This is a genomic window from Bacillus sp. FSL M8-0166 (assembly GCF_038008825.1).
In the GTDB taxonomy this organism is placed as follows: Bacteria; Bacillota; Bacilli; order Bacillales; family Bacillaceae; genus Bacillus; species Bacillus safensis.
The window spans coordinates 1,036,872-1,061,342 of record NZ_JBBOZZ010000001.1; the positions used below are offsets into that span (position 1 = coordinate 1,036,872).

General features: G+C 40.4%; 24 protein-coding genes. 6 read left to right on the plus strand and 18 right to left on the minus strand.

Annotated features, from left to right (window positions below; genetic code table 11):
* Window positions 1-17: 17 nt before the first annotated feature.
* The 7 genes from NSS92_RS05675 to NSS92_RS05705 form a co-directional block, all read right to left on the minus strand.
* Window positions 18-866, minus strand: coding sequence for an STAS domain-containing protein (locus NSS92_RS05675; RefSeq protein WP_340867111.1), 849 nt, complete (start codon window positions 864-866; stop codon window positions 18-20).
* Window positions 867-1,011: 145 nt separating this feature from the next.
* Window positions 1,012-1,392, minus strand: coding sequence for a NucA/NucB deoxyribonuclease domain-containing protein (locus NSS92_RS05680; protein WP_340869933.1), 381 nt, complete (start codon window positions 1,390-1,392; stop codon window positions 1,012-1,014).
* Window positions 1,393-1,647: 255 nt separating this feature from the next.
* Window positions 1,648-2,556, minus strand: a complete 909-nt coding sequence (locus NSS92_RS05685) for a trypsin-like serine peptidase (RefSeq protein WP_267586365.1) — start codon at window positions 2,554-2,556, stop codon at window positions 1,648-1,650.
* A gap of 194 nt (window positions 2,557-2,750) precedes the next feature.
* Complete coding sequence (locus NSS92_RS05690; protein WP_340867112.1) at window positions 2,751-5,894, minus strand: bifunctional cytochrome P450/NADPH--P450 reductase; 3,144 nt, start codon at window positions 5,892-5,894, stop codon at window positions 2,751-2,753.
* A 21-nt stretch (window positions 5,895-5,915) separates the two neighbouring features.
* Window positions 5,916-6,494 (minus strand): TetR/AcrR family transcriptional regulator, encoded by a 579-nt coding sequence (locus NSS92_RS05695; protein WP_340867113.1) that lies wholly within the window; start codon window positions 6,492-6,494, stop codon window positions 5,916-5,918.
* Window positions 6,495-6,722: 228 nt separating this feature from the next.
* A complete protein-coding gene (locus NSS92_RS05700) occupies window positions 6,723-7,433 on the minus strand; it encodes a DUF421 domain-containing protein (RefSeq protein ID WP_267586362.1) in 711 nt (236 codons plus the stop codon).
* 64 nt (window positions 7,434-7,497) lie between these two features.
* Window positions 7,498-9,714 carry an RNA ligase gene (locus NSS92_RS05705; protein ID WP_340867114.1) on the minus strand — a complete coding sequence of 739 codons (2,217 nt, stop codon included), beginning with the start codon at window positions 9,712-9,714 and terminating at the stop codon, window positions 7,498-7,500.
* A 109-nt stretch (window positions 9,715-9,823) separates the two neighbouring features.
* Here NSS92_RS05705 and NSS92_RS05710 point away from each other — a divergent pair, with 109 nt between their 5' ends.
* Window positions 9,824-10,015 carry a TIGR00366 family protein gene (locus NSS92_RS05710; RefSeq protein WP_267586360.1) on the plus strand — a complete coding sequence of 64 codons (192 nt, stop codon included), beginning with the start codon at window positions 9,824-9,826 and terminating at the stop codon, window positions 10,013-10,015.
* Between the two features lie 12 nt (window positions 10,016-10,027).
* On the opposite strand, the gene NSS92_RS05715 is transcribed toward NSS92_RS05710, so the two are convergent.
* From NSS92_RS05715 to NSS92_RS05730, 4 genes are all read right to left on the minus strand, one after another.
* Window positions 10,028-10,936: a DMT family transporter gene (locus NSS92_RS05715; RefSeq protein ID WP_340867115.1), complete on the minus strand. Its 909-nt coding sequence runs from the start codon at window positions 10,934-10,936 to the stop codon at window positions 10,028-10,030.
* Window positions 10,937-11,207: 271 nt separating this feature from the next.
* Entirely contained in the window at window positions 11,208-12,059 is an 852-nt protein-coding gene (locus tag NSS92_RS05720; protein WP_340867116.1) for an SDR family oxidoreductase, read from the minus strand.
* A 99-nt stretch (window positions 12,060-12,158) separates the two neighbouring features.
* The gene (locus NSS92_RS05725) at window positions 12,159-12,572 is read right to left on the minus strand and encodes an Rrf2 family transcriptional regulator (protein ID WP_340867117.1); all 414 of its coding nucleotides are present in this window, start codon (window positions 12,570-12,572) and stop codon (window positions 12,159-12,161) included.
* A 48-nt stretch (window positions 12,573-12,620) separates the two neighbouring features.
* On the minus strand, window positions 12,621-13,094 hold the full coding sequence (locus NSS92_RS05730) for a VOC family protein (protein WP_340867118.1): 474 nt from the start codon (window positions 13,092-13,094) through the stop codon (window positions 12,621-12,623).
* A gap of 160 nt (window positions 13,095-13,254) precedes the next feature.
* On the opposite strand from NSS92_RS05730, the gene NSS92_RS05735 reads away from it, so the two are divergent.
* Window positions 13,255-13,698 (plus strand): DUF2188 domain-containing protein, encoded by a 444-nt coding sequence (locus NSS92_RS05735; protein WP_340867119.1) that lies wholly within the window; start codon window positions 13,255-13,257, stop codon window positions 13,696-13,698.
* A 23-nt stretch (window positions 13,699-13,721) separates the two neighbouring features.
* Here NSS92_RS05735 and ku read toward each other — a convergent pair whose 3' ends face one another.
* Window positions 13,722-14,570, minus strand: coding sequence for a non-homologous end joining protein Ku (gene ku / locus NSS92_RS05740; RefSeq protein WP_267586353.1), 849 nt, complete (start codon window positions 14,568-14,570; stop codon window positions 13,722-13,724).
* A 115-nt stretch (window positions 14,571-14,685) separates the two neighbouring features.
* Between ku and NSS92_RS05745 the strand changes: the two genes are divergently transcribed.
* Together NSS92_RS05745 and NSS92_RS05750 are read left to right on the plus strand one after the other, a co-directional pair.
* Window positions 14,686-16,518: a DNA ligase D gene (locus NSS92_RS05745; RefSeq protein ID WP_340867120.1), complete on the plus strand. Its 1,833-nt coding sequence runs from the start codon at window positions 14,686-14,688 to the stop codon at window positions 16,516-16,518.
* A gap of 66 nt (window positions 16,519-16,584) precedes the next feature.
* Window positions 16,585-17,280, plus strand: coding sequence for a YoaK family protein (locus tag NSS92_RS05750; RefSeq protein WP_267586351.1), 696 nt, complete (start codon window positions 16,585-16,587; stop codon window positions 17,278-17,280).
* Between the two features lie 39 nt (window positions 17,281-17,319).
* Here the strand turns inward: NSS92_RS05750 and NSS92_RS05755 are convergent, their stop codons facing one another.
* Window positions 17,320-17,553 (minus strand): hypothetical protein, encoded by a 234-nt coding sequence (locus NSS92_RS05755; RefSeq protein WP_267586350.1) that lies wholly within the window; start codon window positions 17,551-17,553, stop codon window positions 17,320-17,322.
* A gap of 456 nt (window positions 17,554-18,009) precedes the next feature.
* Window positions 18,010-19,122, minus strand: a complete 1,113-nt coding sequence (locus NSS92_RS05760; RefSeq protein ID WP_267586349.1) for a response regulator aspartate phosphatase — start codon at window positions 19,120-19,122, stop codon at window positions 18,010-18,012.
* Window positions 19,123-19,552: 430 nt separating this feature from the next.
* On the opposite strand from NSS92_RS05760, the gene NSS92_RS05765 reads away from it, so the two are divergent.
* On the plus strand, window positions 19,553-19,924 hold the full coding sequence (locus NSS92_RS05765) for an iron chaperone (protein WP_267586348.1): 372 nt from the start codon (window positions 19,553-19,555) through the stop codon (window positions 19,922-19,924).
* Between the two features lie 49 nt (window positions 19,925-19,973).
* Here NSS92_RS05765 and NSS92_RS05770 read toward each other — a convergent pair whose 3' ends face one another.
* The gene (locus tag NSS92_RS05770; RefSeq protein WP_340867121.1) at window positions 19,974-20,555 is read right to left on the minus strand and encodes an undecaprenyl-diphosphatase; all 582 of its coding nucleotides are present in this window, start codon (window positions 20,553-20,555) and stop codon (window positions 19,974-19,976) included.
* A gap of 143 nt (window positions 20,556-20,698) precedes the next feature.
* A complete protein-coding gene (locus NSS92_RS05775; protein ID WP_340867122.1) occupies window positions 20,699-21,241 on the minus strand; it encodes a GNAT family N-acetyltransferase in 543 nt (180 codons plus the stop codon).
* Between the two features lie 192 nt (window positions 21,242-21,433).
* Between NSS92_RS05775 and NSS92_RS05780 the strand changes: the two genes are divergently transcribed.
* Entirely contained in the window at window positions 21,434-21,922 is a 489-nt protein-coding gene (locus tag NSS92_RS05780; RefSeq protein WP_340867123.1) for a macro domain-containing protein, read from the plus strand.
* A gap of 45 nt (window positions 21,923-21,967) precedes the next feature.
* Here NSS92_RS05780 and NSS92_RS05785 read toward each other — a convergent pair whose 3' ends face one another.
* Together NSS92_RS05785 and NSS92_RS05790 are read right to left on the minus strand one after the other, a co-directional pair.
* The gene (locus NSS92_RS05785) at window positions 21,968-22,444 is read right to left on the minus strand and encodes an immunity protein YezG family protein (RefSeq protein ID WP_267586345.1); all 477 of its coding nucleotides are present in this window, start codon (window positions 22,442-22,444) and stop codon (window positions 21,968-21,970) included.
* Window positions 22,445-22,450: 6 nt separating this feature from the next.
* Window positions 22,451-24,376, minus strand: coding sequence for a T7SS effector LXG polymorphic toxin (locus NSS92_RS05790; RefSeq protein ID WP_340867124.1), 1,926 nt, complete (start codon window positions 24,374-24,376; stop codon window positions 22,451-22,453).
* Between the last annotated feature and the right edge of the window lie 95 nt (window positions 24,377-24,471).

A 24,471-nucleotide genomic window follows, 5' to 3' on the forward strand; every position in this document is an offset into this window, starting at 1 on the left:
TTTCATCGGCCTGGTTTTTATATTGGAGAAAATTCAGTCATGCGGTTCAGCGCGTGAGCAAGTGATGATGCCGTGCGAAATTCATTAAAAGGAAGCCCGAGCTGCACTGCTGTTTGGGCAATTTCTGGTCTAATCCCTGAAATGGTCGTCTCTACGCCAATTAATCGAAGTGACGTGACAAGATCAAAGATTTGATGAGCCACCATTGTATCAATAATGACAACACCCGATAGATCAATACATAAATGCTGAACACCTTTTTGCGAGCACTGTTTTAGCGTATTTTCTAAAATAATCTTTGCTCTCGCTGTGTCAATGTCTCCTACTAAAGGCAATAACGCAATCTGGCTTTTTAAAACAATCACCGGTGAGCTCAATTCGTAAATCATATCTCTTTGAGCCACAAGCTTCTTCGTGGTATTTTTCACATATTGCTGGATAAACACATGGATTGAAATATTAAACGCTTCGGAAATTAAATCATACCAATAAAAGATGCGGTCAATATCAATTTCATCTTGACGCTGTTTTATAAATTCTTTTAAGTAATGCAGAACCACTTTTTGATTGGATATGTATTCTCTCACGACGTAATCTAATGGTGTATTTAAGTGCTTCGGATCACTGGCTAAGTCCTCAGACCATTTTTTAAATTCAGTATGTAAATACGTCTTGTCTTCAATAATAGCTCGTATAAAATGCTGGTAATAATCTTGATTCTGCCGTTTTAGCTCTGCTATGATGCTGGAATCTGTTGAACGATATATGGATTCTGGATCATCGTCCTCAATTGATTCATACCATGTTTCAGTCAGCTTCTCTGCATGCTGCATAAAAAAATCGTATAATGCACGGTTCTTATCCATAAGCATATGTCCCTTCACATTTTCTTCTTGTCAGTCTTTGTACCTTATAGATTGATTGTACCACTGAATCTTTTGTCCCAGCCAGCTCGAATAGGCTCTGATGATAAACAAAAGAGCCCCCACTCTAAGGAGACTCTTTCCAGATTTATTTCACAATGAATAATATTCTTTTTCCATCAGGAAACCCGCTGATTTGGTGGCCGACCCATGAGCCTGCTCCCCTATTATCAGATGGACTGACATATTGAACGCTTGCGCCTTTTCCTCCCTCAAGACAAACCGCCATCGGCCATTCATCCCGGTCAAAGCCAGGTTTTGTCGGAATTCCTTTTAATGATTCTTGCCTGCGGGCATCTGCTCCATTTCGGTCAATGGTACACACATCTGAATGCCCTTTTTGAATGGCTTCTTGAATATGACTGCCTGTTTCAGGGTATCGTTCCTTTGGAAATTGAACGACATGATCATATCGATCAGCTCCTTTTGCTGCCTGCTTCTCTCCAAATCCACCTAACAACGTGCCCATCCATATCACAAAACATAAGGCGACAGCAGCGATCCAGCCTCTTTTCATCTTCAAAAGCGCGTGACCTCCTCATCCATCTTAAGCATCATCTTGACTGAAAGGAAATGTGTCATTTTAATGTATGAGTGGTTCGCGGATGACATGAGAAAAAAATGATGAGGCTCTCCATCTCAAATCTCTCAGGTTAGAAATATGAATCCTATCAAATCGATCCATAAAAAAAGCTTGTCCCCTATGAAGGAAACAAGCTTTTTTTTATTGCGCTTTCGCATAGTTTATAAACTCAACAAAGGCAGCTGTCGCTTTCGGACCGCCATTCATCGTTCCGTTTGAATACCCAGCGTTATGAACTCCAACGATTTGCTGGTTCTGATCTAGCATGGCAGAACCTGAATTTCCGCTGAATGTATCAATCGTATAGTATGCTAGATTCGTATCTTCTCTCGTCACAGGACCTGACATCTCCCATTGTGACACCTTACCAGTCGATCTCATTTTATCACCAGGATATCCTGAGATTTTAATGGTTGTCCCAGTCAAGTTTGTCACCTGGCGGATGGATCGGTAGCCGACCGTATTGCCAATGTTCGTATCGGTTTTGATCACGGCAAAGTCATATTGGCTTGCACCAGTATTAATATAGCCGCTTGGCACATAGAACTCAGTCATTTTTGCTGAACCGTTCACCGCAGTACTATCATTCATACCAGGATATACAGTTCCTTTTTCACTATAGCTTCTCGATGCTGTATTGTATACGCAGTGTCCGTTTGTCAAAATTTTGTTAGGAGCAATGAGTGTCCCGGTACAGCTGGAGCCGCCAAATGTAATATAAGCAATCGAATTGTATGGTGCCACTCTTGTATTTGCTACTTTGGTTCTACCATCGTCTCCAATGACGACTTTCGTTTGAAAATCTTTTAAATATTTTGATAGTGGTTTTACTTTTTCACCAACAGTAGAAGAAAGATCATCCACTTTGTCAAAGGATGAGGGGGCTTTCGTATCATTGTGGAAATCACTTGAAGAGATCACTTTTCCATCAGAAGTCACCATGTCATAATCAGACGTTAGTACTGAATCCGATGCAGCATGGGCAAAACTAGGCGCACTTAAAGCACCAAAAACGAGAAGAGAAGGGAGTAACATTTTCACCTTTTTCATCATATTCCTCCTTTATGTCCTATATCAAAAATCATACGATTGTTTCATATTGGAGTAAATGAGAGAATATTCTTATTTTTTACAAAATATTTCATTTTTAAATTAGGTGTTTTGTAACTTCCCAACCTTCATTCTATCGATCTCTTTCTATGAAAACAGAAAAAAACCGCCTAATTGGCGGTTTTTCCTTTTTGTCAGCTCCACACATCTTTTACATATCTATTGGCATTTGCGAGGGCAGTCAGCCAATTTTCAGCTGTTTCCTTCGAGCATTGTTTCTCGTTTTGATAGAGATCGATCAGTGTAGCCTCTACATCTGGGGCCATGACTTTTCCGTCTCCGCACACGTACAGATAAGCACCTTGATCAAGCAATTCGATCAGCATGCCGCCGTCTTCCTTCAACAAATGCTGGACATATACTTTTTGCTCATCGTAACGAGAATAAGCTCGATGGGTATGGACAACCCCTTTTTGCGCTGCAAGCTGCATTTCATCAAAATACAGATCATCTTCCTGAGGGTGACGGCAGCCAAAATATAGGTGGGCTTCGCCTAGCTGCTTCCCTTCCTTCTGCCACACTTCTCTTGCCTGAACAAATCCTCTAAATGGAGCGATTCCTGTACCTGGTCCAATCATAATCATCGGTATGTCTGATGAAGGGGGCAGCTGGAATCCGTCTTGCGCTTCATGCAGGAAGCAGGCTACTTCTTCTCCTTCTTTCAGACCACATAAATAGGTTGATGCGACTCCGGCATATTCTCCGCTGCCGCTCCATGCTTTACCTTTTACAACTGCCACTGTGATACTGACTTTTTCTTCATCTACCTTTGGCGAGCTAGAAATCGAGTAATAACGCGGCTTCAAACCTGGTAAAAGCGCCAAAAAGTGCACAAACGGCAGCTCACACGCTTCATATTGATCTAATAAATCCAGCATGGTTACTCGTTTCTTTAAGATGGCTTCTTGATATGCTTCACCAGCCATTTGTTCAAGCTCCACGCGGTGAGGCGGACATACAGTATGTGCTGCGAGCTCTCTTAGCTGTGTACGTGTCGCAGGCTCTTGAAGCTCAACATGCGAGGCAAGTAATTCTTTGATTGGAATCGGCTGATCTAATGGTAAATGACTTGCCTCTTTCTCAGATGAAAGCTTAATGTGCTGCTCTGGATCTAGTTTAAAGCGGCGGGTCACACGCTGAACGAGTGCATCACTATTTTTCGGTACAATCCCAATATGATCCCCTTCTTTGTATGCTTTTCCAGCAGGTAATTTTAATTCAATATGTCTTGTCTGCCGCGTGCTTTTTTCTGATTGTAATTCTTCATTTTTCAATACAACAGCTGAAAAGGCATCATATATTTTAGCTACAGGACGCTCCACTAGCTCATTTGTATAAGCAACTGATAGGTTTGGTTTTTCCTTATCCTTTTCTTGGAAGGTGAGCTTAAATTCTTCTGCAAGCTGTTCGAAGACTGTTTTCTGGAAGATTTCTTTATCCTCATCCATATCACCGCCTGCATCACCTTCTCCTAAATCAGCTACACGCTTGGCTCCTTTTCTTTCAAGAGCCTCATCAATAAGACGGGGGATTCGCTGGTACGTACTCGCCCAATTTCGATCTCCGCATCCAAAGACCGCAAATGTCACGTTTGATAAATCCTGCTCTTCATCCTGCGTCAACCAATCTACGAATTGCTTCGCATTGTCAGGTGGATGTCCGTTGTATGAAGCGGTCACGATGAAGACAGCGCCTGTATCTGGCAATTGGCGTGTAAAGTCATCAAGCGGCGCAGTGGTCACATCGAATCCTTTTGCTTTCCCGTCTTCAGCCAATTCGTTCGCTATTTGCTTTGCTGTGCCAAGATTTGATCCGTACAAAACTAGCAGCGGTGTACCGTGACTCGCCACTTTTGACTCACTAGATTTGGTGCTTTTCTTCGGTTCTTCTTTCGGTGGAGCCATAAAGAATTGCTGCTTCCTTGGCCGCACTTTGATTTTAAAATCGTTAGGTTTAATTGTGAGAGATTCTTTTAAATCAAGCTCATAAGATGTGTGATCAATTAACTCTAAATTATGCAGGACCATCGCGAGAACCATCGTAGCTTCATGCAGGGCGAACTGCATACCGATACATGCACGCTGTCCATTCCCAAAAGGCTTGTAGGCATGCTGTGGGATTTTCTCAGGGTGCATAAACCGCTCTGGTTTAAAGTCTTCTGAATTCTCTCCCCATACTGCTGGATCACGGTGTAATTTAGGGAGCAGAACAGAGACACTTTGATTCTTTTGAATCGGATATTTTCCCCCGATTACTGTGTCCTCTTTCGCATAAAGAGAGAACGTAGGCGCTGTTGGCCAGAGGCGAAGGGCTTCATTTAATACCATACGAGTGTAGCTTAACTTTTGCACCTGTTTAAATGCCGGAAGCCCGCCTTGCAGCACCTCATCTGCTTCTTGGACGGCTTTCTTTAATTTCTCTGGATTCTTTAGTAAGAAATAAATCGCAAAGGATAGCAGTCCGCTTGTTGTTTCGTGCCCTGCAATTAAGAAGGTAATGATTTGATAACGGATATTTTCATCGGATAAACGTTCACCTGTTTCAGGGTCCTCTGCATGCAGCATAAGAGACAGTAAATCATCGCCCGTTTTATCTTGTTTTTTTCGTTCCTGAATAATGTCATCTACTAATTGCGACATAAAATCGACATGCTGGTCAAATTCTTTTCTTCTTTTAATCATGAGTTTATCTGCAATCGGCAATCGGCTCGACTGCTCCATTGCTTCATTTAAGCCTTTCAGCATGCTTTCGATGAACGGATGCTGATTTTCTTTATAAAAGCTGTTAAAGCGAAAATCAAAACCGCAAAGGCCGATTGTATCTAAAGTCAGCTTTGTCATATCCTCAGCTACTACAATTTCTTCATCGCGGCCTGTTCTTTGCCATTTTTGCACGAGCTGTGTGGCAATATCGAGCATCATCTCATGATAACCCTTCATGGCCTGCTGGCTGAATGCCGGCATCAAGATTTGATGAGCCTTTCTCCAGTTCGGTTCTTCTGTCCAGCTCGTAAATAACCCATCCCCTGCAAATGCTCTTACTTTACTGAGACTAGTCCCAATGTATTTATCAAAACGACTCTCATCACATACTTCTTTGACAAGTTCATAGCTGGAAACAAAAATACTTGTTACTTTTGAAAATTCAAACTGAAAGATCGGTCCTAATTCATCTGCCAGCCTCCAAAAGGTTTGAGCAAGCTCTCCTTTTTTTATATGGGGAATATTTTTAAAAGGTCCGTATGTTTTTGGTTTCGGAATGATTGATGTTTGCTTCATATGTCCACTCCCTTTATCTCTTTAAGATGCAACGCTGATGGCGCGCCATAAACATTGCTCAATATCCTCTAAAAATTCAATCGTTGGCACTATTTCTTCTGCAAGAATTTGTTTATGCAGCTGCACAAAAGCTCCAAATACAATAGATAAAATGGTTCTGCCTGAGAGATTTGGATGAATCCCATCCTTTTTCCCTTCTTCAAAGATAAGGAATAGCTCATGTAACAAATGCTGCATTTTCTCTTTGCTCGTCTCGTCTAAGTAATAAGACCGTTTATCAATCTCTAAGAAATACAGCCCGCTTGGATTCTCCTTTGTAAATAAAACCAAGCAATAAAATACATGCTTAAAGTACGCCCGGATACTTAACTTTGGATCTGGACTGTTTGTGTTCATTTTTTCGATAAATGCTGAGAGGCTGCGCTGGTACAAAATATTGACGAGCGCCTCTTTGCTGTCGAAATAACGGTAAATGGTGCCCGCTCCGACGTTTGCTCTTTTTGAAATCATCGGCATTGTGGTGCCATCAAAACCTCGTTCAATAAATAGCTCCAGCGAAGCCTTCATGATCTGTTCTTGTTTATCAGTCACTGCTGGCATTTCATCCCCTCCTTATAAAAATATAGGAATGAACGTTCATTCCGCTTACGGTATATTATATTAATATTTTAATTTCATCTATTTATACTTAAACATACTTATTTTAATCCGTCATCACATTTTCTGAAAATAATAATAATTGAGAAATGATACCTAGTCACATGACATCCAAAGGACTTATAAAGATTGTCAAATGTGTGTCATGCGGGTGTCATCAGCACTACACATTCATTCTTGATCGATTGGAGACTGAATATGATCGTCATATGTATCAATATATAAGCTTCCATTACTTGAACGAACAGCATAAACAATGTCCTTTAAGGACAGCTGCCTTTTTTTAAGCTCTTCTTCTATCCATTGTTCTGTTAATTGATTTTCATGTATGTTCTTTTGGATGAGTTTCCCGTCCATGATGACTTCAATCGGCATGTAACGCTCTGCCTTCATGAACAAATGAAGGTCCTTCCGCGTGACATTTTCAAACGAAGGGTATTTTTTCACTGACATATGCCCATCTGTTTCAATCATTGCAAATTCAACTTCGCTAATATCAAAGATGTCTTTTTCTCTCAGCTGCTGATTTAAATAATCAAGGGTATATCTCATCCCTTTCATATTTCCTTCAAGAATTTTTCCATTTTGTATGACAAGTGTTGGTTTACCAGCCATCAACCCTCTCATCTTCCGGCTTCTTAATGCAAGCAGAGAAATCACATAAATAATCATGACAAGTGACACAAAGGAAATCGTTGTGTGATGAAGCGGGAGCGTTGTATTAAACGCCAGGTTCGCTGCAATTGAACCTAAGCTGATGGCTGCTATAAAATCAAAAATATTCATTTGCGCAATGGTTTGTTTCCCTAAAAGACGTGCTCCTCCAAATAAAATCGCAAAAGCAAACATCGTCCGAAGAATGACTTCAATATGGTCAGGCATGCAAGTGTCCACCTTTCATTTGCATCAAAAAAAGCCTTTTCCATAGAAAAGACTCTTTGTTAGACTATGCATTTATTTCAGCATTATTCAATTGGGCAGTACCACTTTGTTCAAATTGTGATCGCAGTTCAATAATTGAGCTATTCCTCACATGATCTGCTTCTTGCTCAAGAAGCCATGTATAAAATCTAGCTTGCTCCGCTGTCTGCAAAGCCTGCATATATTTTTGCGAGGAACGCTTCTCTGCAACGCGCTGCTTCATCCCGCGCATCTGCTTCCAGAATTGATAATAAGGGAGCTTGAGTTTGGTCATAAAGCCGCGAGCATCCTCAATGACATACCCCTCTTCTTTTATTGTGTCATCATGAGAGACCTCCTGATACCATTTATAAAAAGACGTCCAATCATGGAAAACAGCCACTTCCTGCTTGCAGGATATTCCAAGCTGTTCACTTAATCTTTTCACTTCAGCGAATGGTGCTTTTTCATAGCTTAACTGCCGCTTCACTATATCGAGTAAAATGAGTTGATCTTGTTCATATGTGATAATATGCGGATCTTTTTCTGGTAAAATGACTTCAAACACAAGAGAGACATGGTAGTCACGGACGTATGATTTGATGTAATCAGCCTGCACATCACTGAAGGTTTTATAAAATAGCTCTTCGACCCAGGAAGCATGCTGATTTTGTTTCACATGTGATGTATACGATTTGGACGTAAACACCAATTCATCTTCCATTTCGTTATACCCAACAGTTCCTAAGTATCCATTTGCTTTATCATATACGGTGACAGGGAATTGTAGATGGTTCACTAAATGCTGCATTCTTGTCTTCGGACGCTCATCAATGTTAAAAAATTTATTGTAGCTTCTAGACACAATCTGATTTGAAACCATATTGACAAACAAACCTCTTGCCTTCACATTCACATCGTCCCACTGCCGCTCACTAAAAGCCTTTTTCGTAAAATTAAAAGATGATATATGGTGCGGAAGTTTTAATTCCTGTACGTACTCATGCTGATCTAAATGACCTAAAAAATCATCCAGTGAAATATCTGCTTGAACAGCAGCCGATTGTTTTTTCTCAGAGGCTCTGTAGACTGGATTGTCAATTTCATGAGTCTCAATCCCGTCAGCTGTGATTTTCAACACCCGCAGCTGCCCCCCAAATTCAACCTGACCTTCTAGGTTATAAGACCTTTCCGCTGCGTGAATAGGCAGTCTGTATAAATTGCGATGCCCGTGAATTTGGATGATATCCAGCCCAGCTGTATTTTGAACAAATAAGTGATCAATATCATCTGAATATTCTCCTACGCCGTGAATGAGCTGCTGTGTTGAGACATGCAGAAGTTCTTCTGGCAAATGAGCGAGCCCGCCATGTGTAACAAGAAATGTCTGATCATGGTACGTAAAATAAGTAAGCTGATGAAATGTTCTGACAAACTTTCGTACTTCCTTCAAATCAAAGTTTGCTGCTTCGATTTCAGGCACAGTATGACGATTAAACATATTGCTTCTGACTTTTTCACCATGTGCAAACCGGTATAAATGCTGATCATGATTGCCTTCAATGACGATGACATTCCGGCATTCTCTATGGGCGAGCATCCATTCTAATACTTCTTTGTTTTCTATTCCTCTATCAAGCAAATCACCTGCAAAAATATAAAGTTCGTTTTCTTTGATGTCTCCTTGCAAATAGGTGGTAAGTGCGGTGTAACAACCGTGAATATCTCCGAAAACATGAATGGCCTCATATTGATCAAAGGATCGAGGCTGATAGGTCATCACTTGCGGATAATCCTCCGGCTGCAAAACAGTCACCCATGACGGGACCTTTTCTGTTTTTACCCGCTCGTTCATTTGATACAAAACAGATTCCCGCACCACTTTGTGAGATTCACGTGAGCGATTTTGCAAAAGAGCTGTTTCAAGGGGTACCTGTGTGAAATCGACGACATACACCCTGTAACGATAAGATGTCGCTAAAGACTTATATTGAGAAATCGATTTACTTGAAATATGTGTCGCATCAATCACAGTAAAGTCTCCGCGCTCCATACGGGCTGTGAGTAGATCGAATAATAAAGACCAAACTTTGTGGTCATGCTTGCTTGAAATTTCTGGTTTCCCATTGACTGATAGCTGCGGCGGCTGAGTTAACAGCCGGATTTGATCCGCTGATAAAGTGTAAGGCTCTAAGCCTTGTTCTTTGATCCATGTTGATTTACCTACGCCTGGGAGACCTCGTAAAAGGACTAAAGTTCTCATATTGGTTCTCCTTTAATGAGTGATATTTTACCTATTATAGATAAATTATGGATAAATCTCAATCTTTTATTGATTATGGTAATATATAGATAAAAAGGAGGTTTTACTTATGTCTAATGGAGAGAATATGGCATTCAACATGGGAGATCTTCTATTTCAAGTGTTCTCTCTTCTATTCATTGCCTTTATTGTGACAATCATTGTCATCGCGTTTCGCATGATCAGAAGAAAACGAATGGAATTGAAAAAAATCGAGGCAAAATTAAACAAAGTAATTGAAAAAAACGATTTAAAAGAGTAAAAAATCCGGGAGTTAACCGGATTTTTTTGTTTTCATCACAATTCCTTGACGCTGCTGCATCAAAAAGAAGAAGACGCCTAAAAGAACAAGCAGACCGCCAAGCATTTGAAGCAGTGTGACTTTCTCTCCAAGCAGCCATACAGCAAGGATCGTTGCCCCAACCGGTTCGCCAAGAATACTCATTGAAATGGTTGTCGCATTAACATAGGTTAATAGCCAATTATTAATGACATGAGACATCGTAGGTATGATGGCGAGCAATAAAAAGATTCCCCACTCTTTACCCGGATAGCCTATAAAAGAAGTTTGCTTAAGCAGGTTGAATAAAATTAAAAAAAGACCGGCAAAACCAAATACACAAAAACTATAAATCCAATGAGATATTTTTCTTACAGCCTGTTGTCCTATTAACAAATAACAAACAACAGCGATCACACTCAAAAAGGATAAAATATCTCCTAAGATGGCTTCCTTGCTATGACCAATATCTCCCCAGCCAATCATGAGGGCACCCACAATTGCTGCACACATCGTCAATAGAGCAGACATCGTCGTTCGTTCACGGAAAATAAGGAATCCGCCTAATAAGGACACCATCGGCTGAAGGGCGATAATAATGGTAGAGCTTGCCACTGTCGTCAGCTTCAGTGAGCCAAACCACAACACAAAATGGAGGCCTAAAAAGAAGCCTGACATACATAAGAAAAACCAGTCTCTGCGCTTTATTGAGAGAAATTCTTTTTTTCTTGGCAGAATAAACGGCAGCATGAAAGCCGCCGCAAAGATCATTCGATACATACTTAAAATAGCAGCAGGTGCATTTGACCATTTCACAATGATTGCAGAAAACGAAATAGCAATAATTGAAATGACAAGTGGCAGTGCAATTGATTTCGTTTGAGCAGTTGTCTTCATTACCATTAGCAGCTTCCTTTACATCAGCAGTAGATGAGCAGTTCATCTTGTATGTCGTCATCTTACTATGTCCATTCACCTAGTGGCAAGATGATTTTTTAAAACTGGCGTCAGCTTTTTTGGATCATAAAAAGGCTTTCATCACGACGAAAGCCTTCATTCATCATCTATTAACAGATACACTGCCCGAACTGGATCATGACTTTTCTAAAATTTGTTCATATTGCTCATGTAGCTGCATGAAAAAAACGCCCTTTTGATAGGCGTTTTTTGATGTTTAGTTTGAAATCAATTCACGAATTCTTTCTTCAATAGGTGTTAACGGACGGCCTAGTAATGTTTCGAAATCTTGGCTTTCGACAGCTAAAGCCCCATCGCGTATGCCGCTTTGAATGGCTTTGACAAATGGCACTGCTTCTTTTGGTACACCATTTGAAGCTAAAAATTCTCCAAATGTGTCTACATCTATTTTTTCTACTTTGATTTCTTTTCCGCTCACCTTACTAACAATTTGTGCTAGTTCAGTGTGCGATCGAAGCGGTCCTGACAGTTCATATATCTCCTGATCAAGAGCCGGAAGTGTTAACGCATTTGCTGCCGCTTCTGCGTAGTCATTTCTTGTCGCCCAGCCAACCTTCCCTTCGCCAATAGGGCTTAAAAATGGTGCGCCGCTGACTGACGCCAGAATCGTGTCTTTTTCGTTTTCAACATACCAGTTGTTTCTTAAAAATACATGAGGAATGCCAGAGGCCACAATGGCTTCTTCAGTTTTTGCATGGTCATTTGCAAGGACAAGCTGACTCTCTCTTGCATTGACAACACTTGTATAAGCAATAAATCTCACATTTGCTTCTATTGCCGCTTCTATTGCCGCTTTATGCTGCTCGACGCGGTCTCCATCCGCTGTTGAAATGATCAACAGACGGTCAATGCCCTCAAATGCTGATGTGAGAGTGTCTGGCTGAGTAAAGTCTCCATGGCGTACATCCACCCCAGCATCTTTCAAATGTACTGCTTTTTGCGGATTTCGAACACTGACTGCAATTTGTTCAGCCGGTACTTTTGTAAGCAAATGATTGACGACGAGCGATCCAAGTTGTCCAGTTGCGCCTGTTACTAATAATTTCATTGGTTGACCTCCTCATTTTTCGTTCAACGGTGATGTTCATTTGTTATAATCAAAATGGTTATAACAAAGGTGTAAAAAAAGCTCCAAGTACGAGCTTTTTTATTCCGCCTCCGTTAATAATTGCTGAATTGTCACTTGCTTTAGGTGATTCTCAAGTGCAGCTTGTGCTTCTTTTAGTTCATGCCGCAGTCTCGTATCCATCGCTTGACCAATCGGACATGCGATGACGGGCTGATGAAAGTTAAATAACTCTTCATCAGCGCTTACATCTACAGCACGGTACACATCTAACAGCGTGATCTCCTCTGCCGGTCTTTTTAAATAAGCACCGCCTACTCCGCGGCGAATTTCAATGAGACCCGCCCGTTTGAGCATTGCCATCATTTTTCGAACAATGGCTGGATTTGAATTCACACTCTCTGCAATAAAATCACTTGTACACTCTTTTGGAACACCTGCAATAAATGACACAATATGAACAGCAATCGGATACCTGCTGCTAATTTGTTTCACAATCTTTCACCACCGTTGTAATCAATATAGTTACAATGAGTGATTTTGTCAATCAATAAACGGATTTTTCTTTCGGTCCCAGTCCTCATATGCCATGATATCGTAGTTTTCTGCTGTATCAAGTTCAAGCGGGGCAATGCATTCAAGCAGATTCTCATCTGGGTCAAGAAAATAGATCGCTGCATGAAATTGCGGCGGATTATCGAGAACTAAAGGCTGTTCCTCTTCTGAAAAACCAAACATTGGGTGAATGCTGATCCCTTTTTCTATCAGCCAGGCTTTGATCTGTTCAATGCTGGATGTTTTAATTTGGAAGGCTACATGTCGAGTTGCTACGTGATATGGAATAGTGGACATATCTGCCTTCCATATGCCAAGCCAGCTCTTTCCTTTCTCAATCCATAAAAAGGCTACTCTTTCATTCTCATGAGCAAGTGTCAATCCCAATTTTTCATAAAACGCAATAGATGTCTTCAAGTCACTCACAGGTAAATGTGCTTCATACAGTCCTTTTATCATCATCAAAATCACTCCTTTTCTACCTTCTATTCTGCGGGAGTTGATGAAATTCTGCCTCAGCAAAACGATGTATTTTATCCCCAACATTGGTTTGAGAGAACTTGTATGTTTGATCCATTACAGATGGGGGAAGGTGTTCAAATAAAAGAAAGGAGCGGTTCATATGCCTTGGACGATGAACGATTATCCACCTTCATTTCAATCATTAGACAACATCATTCGAAAAAAAGCGCTTGAGATTGCCAATAAAATGATTCAGGAAGGCTATGAGGAAAATAGAGCCATTCCAATTGCAATCAGTCAAGCGAAAGAGTGGAAAAAGAACGCAACGGAGAAAGAAGTAGAGAATTTCTCATCTCATGGTTCTGTTAAACCTTCTGAGGGCAGCAGCTCTGCAAGACCAGAACTCATGGATCATGCGCAGCATGTAGTAAAGCACGAGGAAGGCTGGGCGGTTCAAACTGAGAAAGCGAAACGAGCAAGTGAGGTCAAAGAAACACAACAAGAAGCAATTGACCGGGCAAAGGAGATTTCAGCTAATAAAGGAACTTCCGTTGTCATTCACCGAAAAGACGGGACGATTCAGGACGTGTTAAAGCCGCAATAAGACCGCTCGTCAGCGGTCTTATTTTATGCCTTCTTTTCTTTTTTCGCTGGTGTTTTTCTTTTCTTAGGCGCTGCTTTTTTCGCTTTGGCTGGTTTTGATCGGTCGATCGAAGCCTGTAGTGCCGCCATTAAATCAGTCACATTGGATGCAGGATCTTTTTTGCCTGTCGTTTCTGGCTGAACGGTATGTTCTCCAGATATTTTATCACCAATTAAATTCATCAGCTGTTCTCTGTATTCATCTTGATATGCCGCTGGATCGAATGTCGTGGTCAGCTGCTCGATTAAAAGGAGCGCTGTATCTAACTCTTTCTTTACAATGTTCTCCTCTTGAGGAATATTCGGTACATCTGATACTTGTCTAATTTCGTCAGGGAAATGAATGGTTTCCATTAGCAAAATATGTTCATAGCACCTAACGATCGCTAATTGCTCCTTTGAGCGGATCATAATTTTTGCCACACCAATTTTCCCCGATTCCTCTAAAGCTTTTCTTAATAATGAATAAGCCTTCGCTCCGCCAGTATCCGGTGATAAAAAGTAACTTCTTTCATAATAGATGGGATCAATCTCTTCGATCTTCACAAAATCAATGATTTCAACGGCTTTTTCTTCATTTTCTTTTCGCAGTTTTTCTAGCTCTTCATCGTCCAATTCAATAAATTTATTTTTCGCATATTCATACGCCTTCACGATTTGTTCCGGCGCTACCTCTTCACCGCAATTGGCACACACTTTCTTGTAGTTAATGGGTGTGTGACACTCTTTATGCAGCTGTCTTAATTTAATGTCTTTGTTCTCTGTAGCGGTAAACAGCTTGACTGGAATATTGACCAATCCGAAACTAATGCCGCCTTTCCATACTGTATGCATCGCGCTTCCTCCGTTCTTTTCTCCTTACTATGTAATGTTTTCATCAGACTTATGTATGTGATTGAAAATTTCATCCCACTCTAAGAACACATGATATAAGGAAGTGACATGCACAATGAAACCTATGCGATTAACACCTACACATGATATACCTGCCGGTGCAGACTGGGTGTATGAATTAAAATATGATGGCTTTCGGGCTATTCTTGTATGGGAAGAAGACGAGATTCGTTTAGAAAGCAGGGCCGGAAAACGGCTGAATGAGCAATTTCCTGAAGTGATGGATCAGTGCGAACAATTAAGAGACCAATTTGCTCCTTATTTACCGCTGACACTTGACGGAGAATTGGTCTTTTTACTGAGTGAACAGCAAAGTGAGTTCGCGAAGGTTCAGCAAAGAGGCAGGCTGAAAAACAAAGAAGCCATTCAACGACAGGCTGAACGATTTCCATGTCATTTCATTGCGTTTGATCTATTAAGCTGCAAAGGGAAACCTCTCGTTGATTTACCGCTGATAGATAGAAAAAATCAGTTGCAGCAAGTATTCCAAGATGCAAATCTCCCCTCATCAGTTCAGCTGGAGCACCCTCCCCTTTTGCAGGTCATTCATACAGACCCAGACTCTGAATACATGAAAAACTTGATGACGACGTATTTAGCAGAAGGACTAGTAGCGAAAAAAAAGACGAGTAAATGGCATGACAATACTCGTTCAAAAGAATGGCTGAAAATGAAAAACTGGCGGTATGTCTCTGTCATTGTGACCCGTTTTGATAAAGAAAATGGCTATTTCCAAGGTTCCATTTATCAAGATACGGCACTCATCGAGGTTGTCCAATTCAAGCATGGATTTTCTAAAGAAGAAGAACAAACACTGCGCACGCTATTTCAGACAAAAGGCCAGTTAACAGGAGGATCATTATACGAAATCCCTCCTTCTATCGTTGCCAGCATTGCTTGTATATCCTTTGATGGATCGGCGTTAAGAGAGCCGCGTTTTTCTTCCTTTTTACTAGATGCTGATCCAGCAGCATGTACATTTCAGCAAATGCTTAAACAGCTGTATCCACTCCCTGCTGCTATAGACGTCACTCACCCTGAGAAACCGATTGTCCCGGCTCTTCAACTAAACAAGGCAGATTATTTACTTTACTTGAGACAAGTGGCTCCCTACCTTTTGCCCTTTTTACGTGAAAGGCGTCTTACTTTAATTCGGTATCCTCATGGCACTGGAGACGAATTCTTTTATCAAAAGTCGACACCTGATTATGCGCCGGATTTTGTTTTGACAGATGAAGTTGATGATATTTCTTACACGGTCTGTAATGATCCTCGTACGCTTCTTTGGCTTGGCAACCAGCTGGCAATGGAATTTCATATCCCTTTTGAGACAAGAGATACGGATCGGCCGACAGAAATCGTCTTTGATCTGGACCCGCCATCTGTAAATGAGTTTCATCTAGCCATAGAAGCTGCTAAACGAATTAAAGCACTTTTAGACGGACTTTTTCTCACAGCCTTCATTAAAACAAGCGGAGGGAAAGGGCTTCAAGTCTATATCCCATTAAAGAAAAACGCCTTCACATACGAAGAAACAAGACGATTCACCGCGTTTATATGCCAATTTTTATGTGAACAAGCACCGGATCTTTTTACTCTGGAACGTCTTAAGAAAAAACGCGGCAATCGCTTGTATCTAGACTACATTCAGCACGATGCTGGAAAAACAATTATCGCTCCATATTCTCCAAGGGGAAATGAGCTTGGACTTGTTGCGACACCGCTTGAATGGGACGAACTCTATCATGATGAGCTTCATCCTTCTCTTTTTACGATGCCTGCTGTCATAGAGCGTTTAAAGGAAAAGGGCGATCCGTTCCGCCGCATGAGGCACCTTGTGAATGATGATGCTTTTAGACAAGTCTTACATCAGCTTGCACACATGTGACCATCTCATCAGATGGACAGCCGCGGTCATGAAGCGTTACACTTATTCATTAGAGAGGAAGAAAGGATGACTATTTTGACCGCACATTCATTTCGAAATACAGCTTTGATTTTCTTATGTCTTTCCGCAGGAATTGTGGATGTAATTGGCTATTTAAGCCTAGGGCATGTGTTTACAGCCAATATGACAGGTAATATTGTGCTGCTTGGCATTGCAGCAGGCAGCTCCTTGCAGCTAACAGCCCTTCATTCCATCACTGCTCTAAGTGGATTCGTTTTAGGGGTTTTACTTGCAGTTGTGATAGGCGGAAAGCACGAGAAAACGTTTTGGCCAAAAGCTGTTACACGCATCTTTATCATTGAAGTGATGATTTTGCTTCTATTTGCTCTCATGACCATTTTCCCTTATACACAAGGTGCTTACTTTATGCTGATCATCCTTTTAAGTATGGCCATGGGCATGCAAACAGCAGCCGCCCGTAAATTGAACGTTGCTGGCATTTCCACAACCGTTCTCACGAGTACACTCGCTAACCTTTTTGAAGATGCAGCCCAGCGCATAACATACCGGGAAAAAAGAAAAGCCCCTATCCAGCTTGTAAGCTTGATGCGAATAGGCTCGATTGTCTTCTACTGCCTAGGTGCGGCTTTAGCTGCATATACAGATCAATACGATCCATTTATCATCATCTGGCTCCCTATTATCATCCTAGGGGTCATTGTGATAACTGCTGGATTTAAGAACTTTCACCAATTGAAATAGCCTCTCTTTAGATGGCTATTTCAATTATTGTGATTTACACTAATAACTCCTCACATAAAAACCAGGAGGGCGTCCCATGATGAACGTAGAACCATATGGATATCCAGAAAATGTCCCGAATCCGCCGTACCCAGGAAAACCGCCTAAGCCAGAGAATACACCAGGGCTCAAATAATACCCGCCATAGCCGATATGGGAACCAACCGGCCCAATATGTGCCCCGCCTCCGCTAAAACCGCCTCCATGAAAACCACCATAAACCCGTGGATACATACAACCACCTGCCTTCGAATCAGACCTTATCTCATCATATGCATGACAAATGGGGCGGTGCTCCTGCTTTTTCTTTTCCTTCTATGTACAATAGACCAATTTGATTAAATTTGAATGAAAAGTCCTGCAAAAAATTAAATTAAGCAAAGAAAAGTGACCTTTTTAACTTGTTGCTCTGCCCTATGTTTATTTAGAATAATGGAGCAGGTAATAAATTTGCACACCCCCTTTGTTGCGAATTCTTCTTATTAAACGTTCTTGCAGCGTTTAATAAGAAGAGCCTATTAAAACACAAAAAACCCTTGCTGACGATCATCAACAAGGGCGAGAGATAAATGGTATTAACCACCAATGATTTTTTCTGCAACTTCGAATGAACCTGCAACGTTTTGCGTCAGAACAGTCGCAGCGACCGCTAAACCGACAACGAATAATACTTTTAATCCTGTTTTCATCTTAAATCAACCCCATTCTTTTCATATGTAAATCCGCTTCTAAACTTTTGTTCAAGTAAAAAACAGACTGCTCATAAAGTGCTTGCTTTTCACAATATTTTGCTGCAAATTGTGATAGCTCTTTTACTTCATGATATTCATTCTTCTCTTCTAACTTTCTTAATTTCTCATCAATTTGCTTAAATCTTTGCGGTGCATGCGTTAAGTAAAGATCATGTACGATGCCTATTTTTAGCTGAAACACTTCATGAGAAGCATCTTTCATTCTGGCATATGCAGCATCTATATATTGGCTTGCACGCTGCTTTTCACCAATCACACAGAGTTCTCGGCTGATCAGATACGTAGAATGGAAAAAGAAATCTGAATCATAATACTCTTGATGGGACAGTGCTTTTTCAAGATGACGTATCGATTCCTTCGGTTTGTTCCAAAATGAATATAAAATGGCCACATTGTGATGGTGCTGAGCCAGCATAAAATCATCCTGCTCGCTTGTCAAAACCTCTTCTGCCAGACGATAATTCTCAAGCGCCTCTTCATACCTGCCGATCTCTGTTAGATTCGCTGCTATGAGGGAGTATGAAAGGGCCGTTCTTCTTTCATACTGCTTGTGCCGCTTATAGACGTGCAGCGCTCTGCGGATATAGCTTAATGAGAGCATGATATGACTGAGCCGGTAATAAAGCCATGCCACTTTAAAATCGAAATCGGCACGTTCGATCTCACTTGGAATTTTATCTAAGAGCTTTTCAGCACTTTGATACATCTGCAATGCAACCTCATAATTACCTTGATGCTGCTCATACACACCCTCATAAAAATCGAAATAATAGGCAAGACGGTTAGACAGGTCATCTTCTTTTTTTCCATAATGACCCTCTATACTTTTCGTTGAAACATTGCCCTTTTGCCCTCTTAAATTGTACATAAGAATGTGATGCCTCTTCTCAAGAAGAGAATAGTATATGAGGATATCCGCATCGTCAATTTCCTCTACCGCTTGTTTCGCTTTGGCAAATAACCGTTCTGCCTCATCTGCATGATCTTTTTTGATTTCCATGTTCCAGTCATTTAATAGTGATGCCAATTCCGCAACAGGAACTTTGCTCATTCTACACCCCCAATCACCTTCAGCTAAAATACATGAATTCACTAAATATGGAACTTCTATTAGCAATTGCTAATTAGTCCATTTGACATCATTTTAATATGAATCACTTGAATCTTCAATAACCGTTTCCTTTGAAAGTGCGTTTCTTTCTCCTAGTCAATGATATTTGCGAAAAAATTCCGCCTTTTTTTAAAAAAACATCTCGAGATGAAATGAAAAAAGCCCTTTGTTGGGGCTTTCTAATCTTATGATGGTTAATACCGTGCGATTTGTCTAAAGATCATCAGCACAGCTTTTCATTTCCCATGCTTCTTTATATAATATAATCAATAACTTCTGAGCCTCAGCAGCTCTAGAAGGGAAATTCGCTGTAGCGGATTCGAATCCTGTCTGAGGCTTATGAGGTCGATGGAAATGGAGGATAAACATCATGCATGTGTTTGAAGAATATGTCAGCAATATCGGTAACCCCGAGCTGAAGCAGCGTACTCGAGACATTTTACAATGGATAGAAGACACATTCCCTCAATTAGAGCCAAGAATTGCTTGGAATCAGCCTATGTTCACAGATCACGGCACATTTATTATTGGATTTAGCGTGGCAAAACATCACATTTCTGTCGCACCAGAAGGAAAAGGAATTGATCACTTTTCAGCTGACATTGTACAAGCTGGGTACGATCATGGAAAAAAGATGTTTCGCATGAAAGAAAGCTTGCCAGTTGATTATCCTCTCCTGAAAAAAATCATCGAATTTAATATCGAAGACAAAGCGGATTGTTCAACGTTTTGGCGAAAATAAACAGTACCCCGATCTCAGCCGTTAACAGATCGGGGTATTTTGCTGCAAATTATTTTGTTCTCTTCCCTACCAATTTTTGTTCAAGCCATTCATAACATGACAAGAGGGCATCAACGCTCTTTTGACATATCGGCAAATATACAACGGCGGCGGCTGTTAAACACGCTATAGCAGCTCCTGCTAATACATCAAATGGATAATGAACACCTACCCAAATTCTTGAAAAACCAACAGCACACGCAATGATCAGCCAATACATATGGCGTTTGTGAAACAGCCAAAAGATCAGGCAAATCGAAAAAATAAAGATGGTATGATCACTTGGAAACGAGTTATTCACTTCCTTTTGAATCAAAAGATTGACGTGGCTCATTTCTGCAAAGGGCTGCTGATTAAAATAAAACACCCCAGCGATTTTCCCAAGTAACTCGGCGAGTACGAAGGTCAGTCCGGCAGAAACGACCATCGCCCTATTGTACCTGCTGCGATTTTGAAACCATACGAACAGACACATGAACGCTGCTAACAGCACTGTATATTCAGCTAGTCCAATAAATATCGGATTCAAGTAACCATGATCGATACTGAGCTCATTCACCCACCTAAATAAATCTTCATTAAATCCCTGCATCTCAATTTCATCCCTTTTTACTTGATTTATGATAAGGATAATTGAAATGAGATGTCTGCCTCCATCGATCGAACGAACAAACCATGGAATCATATGACATGTTTGTCACTTTGCTGTCACCTTAACATCATGTACTAATTTGTTTAACGAGAGTGATGTTGCGCCCATTCCTTTTTTAGCAAAGCATATTGATACGTGTTTTCATATTTAGGTGTGCCGTCTTCATGGTTTGTAAATGAAATAAACTCAAGAAAAAGGCCTTCTTTCCGCATGCCTAATCGCTCACATAATACCTGTGAACGGACATTATCATCCTCTACATAGGCATAAAGACGCCTTGCTCTCTTTTCTAAAAATAAATAGGATAAGAATGCTTCAGCACTCTCACGCGCATAACCCTTCCCTTCATATGCTGCATTAAAATTCCAGCCAATTGAATACGTATCAGGCTCCTCTTTTAAATGAAACAATTCACCAATAACCTGCCCACTTTCTTTTAAACAAACTGCTACATATGAGTGATCTTCTTTTCTCTTTTGCACCTTAGCAGCCGCTTCCTCCAATGTAGAGACTCGCTCATCAAGAAAACAATTGACTCTTGGATGAGCCAAGTACTCTAGCATTCCTGACGCATCTTCATCGCAAAACGGTCTAATAATTAACCGGTTCGTTTCTAATAGATTCATCTGTTCCCCCTCACTGTTTCCGCTTTTGCAGCCTCTCCATATTCTAGATGACATGTATCAACTTTGACAATCAGATCATGTTGAAGTGTCTACAAATAAACCCATCAAAAACATTTTGGCTCTTAAATCACATGATCACAACTGTTATAATAGAACATAGGTTTGCATTTTATCAAAAAGGGGTTACATCATATGATCAAAACGGTGGATGGCAACATTTTAGAGGCAAGCGAAGACATCATCTGTCACCAGGTGAACTGTAAAGGAGTCATGGGCGCTGGATTAGCGAAACAGATCAAAAGCAAATATCCGAATGTGTACAAAGATTATAAACAATTATGTACAGAACAAGGAGATGACTTGTTAAGCTCCGTTCAACTCATCCCAACAAAAGACGGAAAAACAATTGCCAACTTATTTGCCCAAGCTGGATACGGAAGAACAAGACAGCAAACAGACTACGATGCCTTACGCAGCTGCTTTCAACACCTAAAGGTTACAGTGACACAATCACCTGAAGAGAAAAACCAAACATCCATCGCCATTCCATACGGGATCGGCTGCGGATTGGCTGGCGGCGATTGGACGATTGTTGAAGAAATGATTGAAGAGGTGCTGGGTGATTGTGAAGTGACGGTTTATCGGTTTATCGGTTTAGATAATGGAAATGAGGTTTTATGAAACATATATGAGAAATACCCTCCTTTATTCGGAGGGTATTGTGCGTTAGTTATCGTCTTTATTTTTTATATAATTTAATACGGCTTCTTTATCTTCTTCATCTTCGGGTAAAAATCCGAACGTTTCATATTCCCAAACTGCGATTCTTTGCACATTGTCTATGCCTAATGAATAAACATCATCATATCCATACTCAATAGAGAATTTCCCTTTATAATCTAATTGGAGGGTAGCTGTTGTCCAAGCACCTAAATCATTTTGTATATATGCCTTTTTCAATGCTTCAAAAATTTCACTAAGTTCGTATAATAAGTGGATGTATGTTGACTTACTTACACTATATTTATGAGGAATTTGATGTCCATTAACATATTCATTTCCATTTTGTTCTTTAAAATAAAACACTATCTCAGCCGAATCATCAAGTATTTCTGCATACATCCAAACTTTATCCCAATCACATGGTATTAATTCATTAATTGATTCTGCTATTTTTTTATAATTTATTTCTAATTCTTCCATTGGGTTTTAACCTCCAGGTTGATTCTTAATAAATACTTGAGAATAACGTTCTCCAATTTTATACTCCACAGAGAAACTAACAGGTCGTAATGAATCTCCCTTATAGATAGGTTCAATGCTCACTGCTACTTGTTTAGGTGGATTTGAATTCAAGGCTTTCAACCACCGTTGCTCCATGGTGTACCATTTCCCGCCGCTTCGATTAATCTGTGAATTCATTGGAAGTAGGTTATCAATATCGCCTGATCCTTTAAAAATAGACGCAATTAAATGACCTCCGTCATCATCCAGTAATCGATCTGGCTTACCTGAATTGGATTGGGCATATTGGTTTCTTTTGACCTCTCCGTATTTTAAATCACTTGCTTCGACTTTGACAATACGTCCGTAGTGATCGGTTGTGTAGGTGTAGCCTTGTTTTGTTGAATAAACAACATTCGGTTTTAACACTTTTTTACGTTTCCATCTCACATAGTGATCTCCGTAACTGACAACGGTTGGCGGGGATTTTGGTGCTGGTAATCGTCTGCCTGTCTTAGAGATACCGTATCCTGAATTGTTATCTAGGCGCTTTGCCATAGAGAGGAGTTTATTTTTGAGATTTTCTCCGTCAAACACCTTATACGGCAGCTTCGGGCCGTCAGCCATTTGAAACTTTGGTGAATATGGCAATAGATTTGGAATGGTGACGTTATCAATCGATCTTGCTCCTTGTTCAAGGCCTTTCTTCACCGTTGTTTTAGCCGCTGTTGTCCCCGTTTTTGTAATGGCACCTGCCCCTTTAGAGCCAAAGACGATTTCTGCTAGAGAACCAGTCGCATAGGCGAACCAGTGTGATCGAGAATATGCATCACCATCGATGACTTCTTTTTGGAATGAGTCTGAAATCGACTTTCCAATCGCTTTCGATGTTTCAATTGGATGTGAAACTGCCGTTACGACCGATTCAACGGCACCTCCAGGATCTGTCACAAGATCATAGATGCCAACTACCGTATCTTTGGCCACATCATATAGACCAACTGCTGCTCCTTTTACAACATCAACAAACCCCTCTGATGCTTCTTCCTGCGCTTTGATCTGGAGAAGCTGGCTGTAATACATTTTTTGATCGTAAGAAAGATTTTCATATCCAATTTCGTCTACAATCTCAAAGTATTTTTCCTCTGATATACACGAAGGATCGTTGAGTTTTTCTTTCAATTCTTTGATTCTTCGTTTCTCTTTTTCTTCTTTTTTCAATTTTAAATATGCTTTCACCTGTGCATCGATTTTATCATGATTCTTGTACACATCTGTCTCATGAAATGCTTTTGAATCGTAATACATGGGCTGCGCATTTTTCCCTTTTCCTGTAGCAGCCATCATTTTTGCATAAAAGGTTGCAAGATGTTTCTCAATCGCTTCTGATTTTTCGTATTCAGTTTTTAGGGCATGATCTAATTTATGTACAGCATCAATTGCCTCTTTCCTTTTTTTATTCGCATCATCTAAATGTTCATTAACCTCTTTACTTGAAAATACATTCAGTTCTATGAGATCACTGATGTCATCAAAAATAGTGGATAGGGCTTCTTTTTGTTCCTTGACCATATCTTTATTATTCTGAATCCCTTGTTTCAGTTGAGCGTCTAAGAAATGCTCATCAATAAATGTACTCCCGCCTAACGATTCATCATCAAGCTTTCCTTTTACCCCATCTAAAAACGCTTTTTGCATATCGATAAAGTCAAGATAAGTGTCTGTGTAAAGCGCAAGATCCTCATAAAAGGCTTTAATATTGTCTGCACCTTTTCCAGTAAATTCATCACCTAATCCCGACACACTTTTTAATGCTATTTTCACATGCTGCATTTCGTCTCGAAGCTCCTGATAGACTTTTGATCTTTGTTCGACAGCTGACAGTAAAGATGGAGCATCTAATATTTTCATATAAAAAAGACTCCTTTTATGGCGTATTCTTTTACTAGAATACCATAAGGAGTCTGACACTTTAATCCACTTTATCGTTTTTTAACCAATTATCC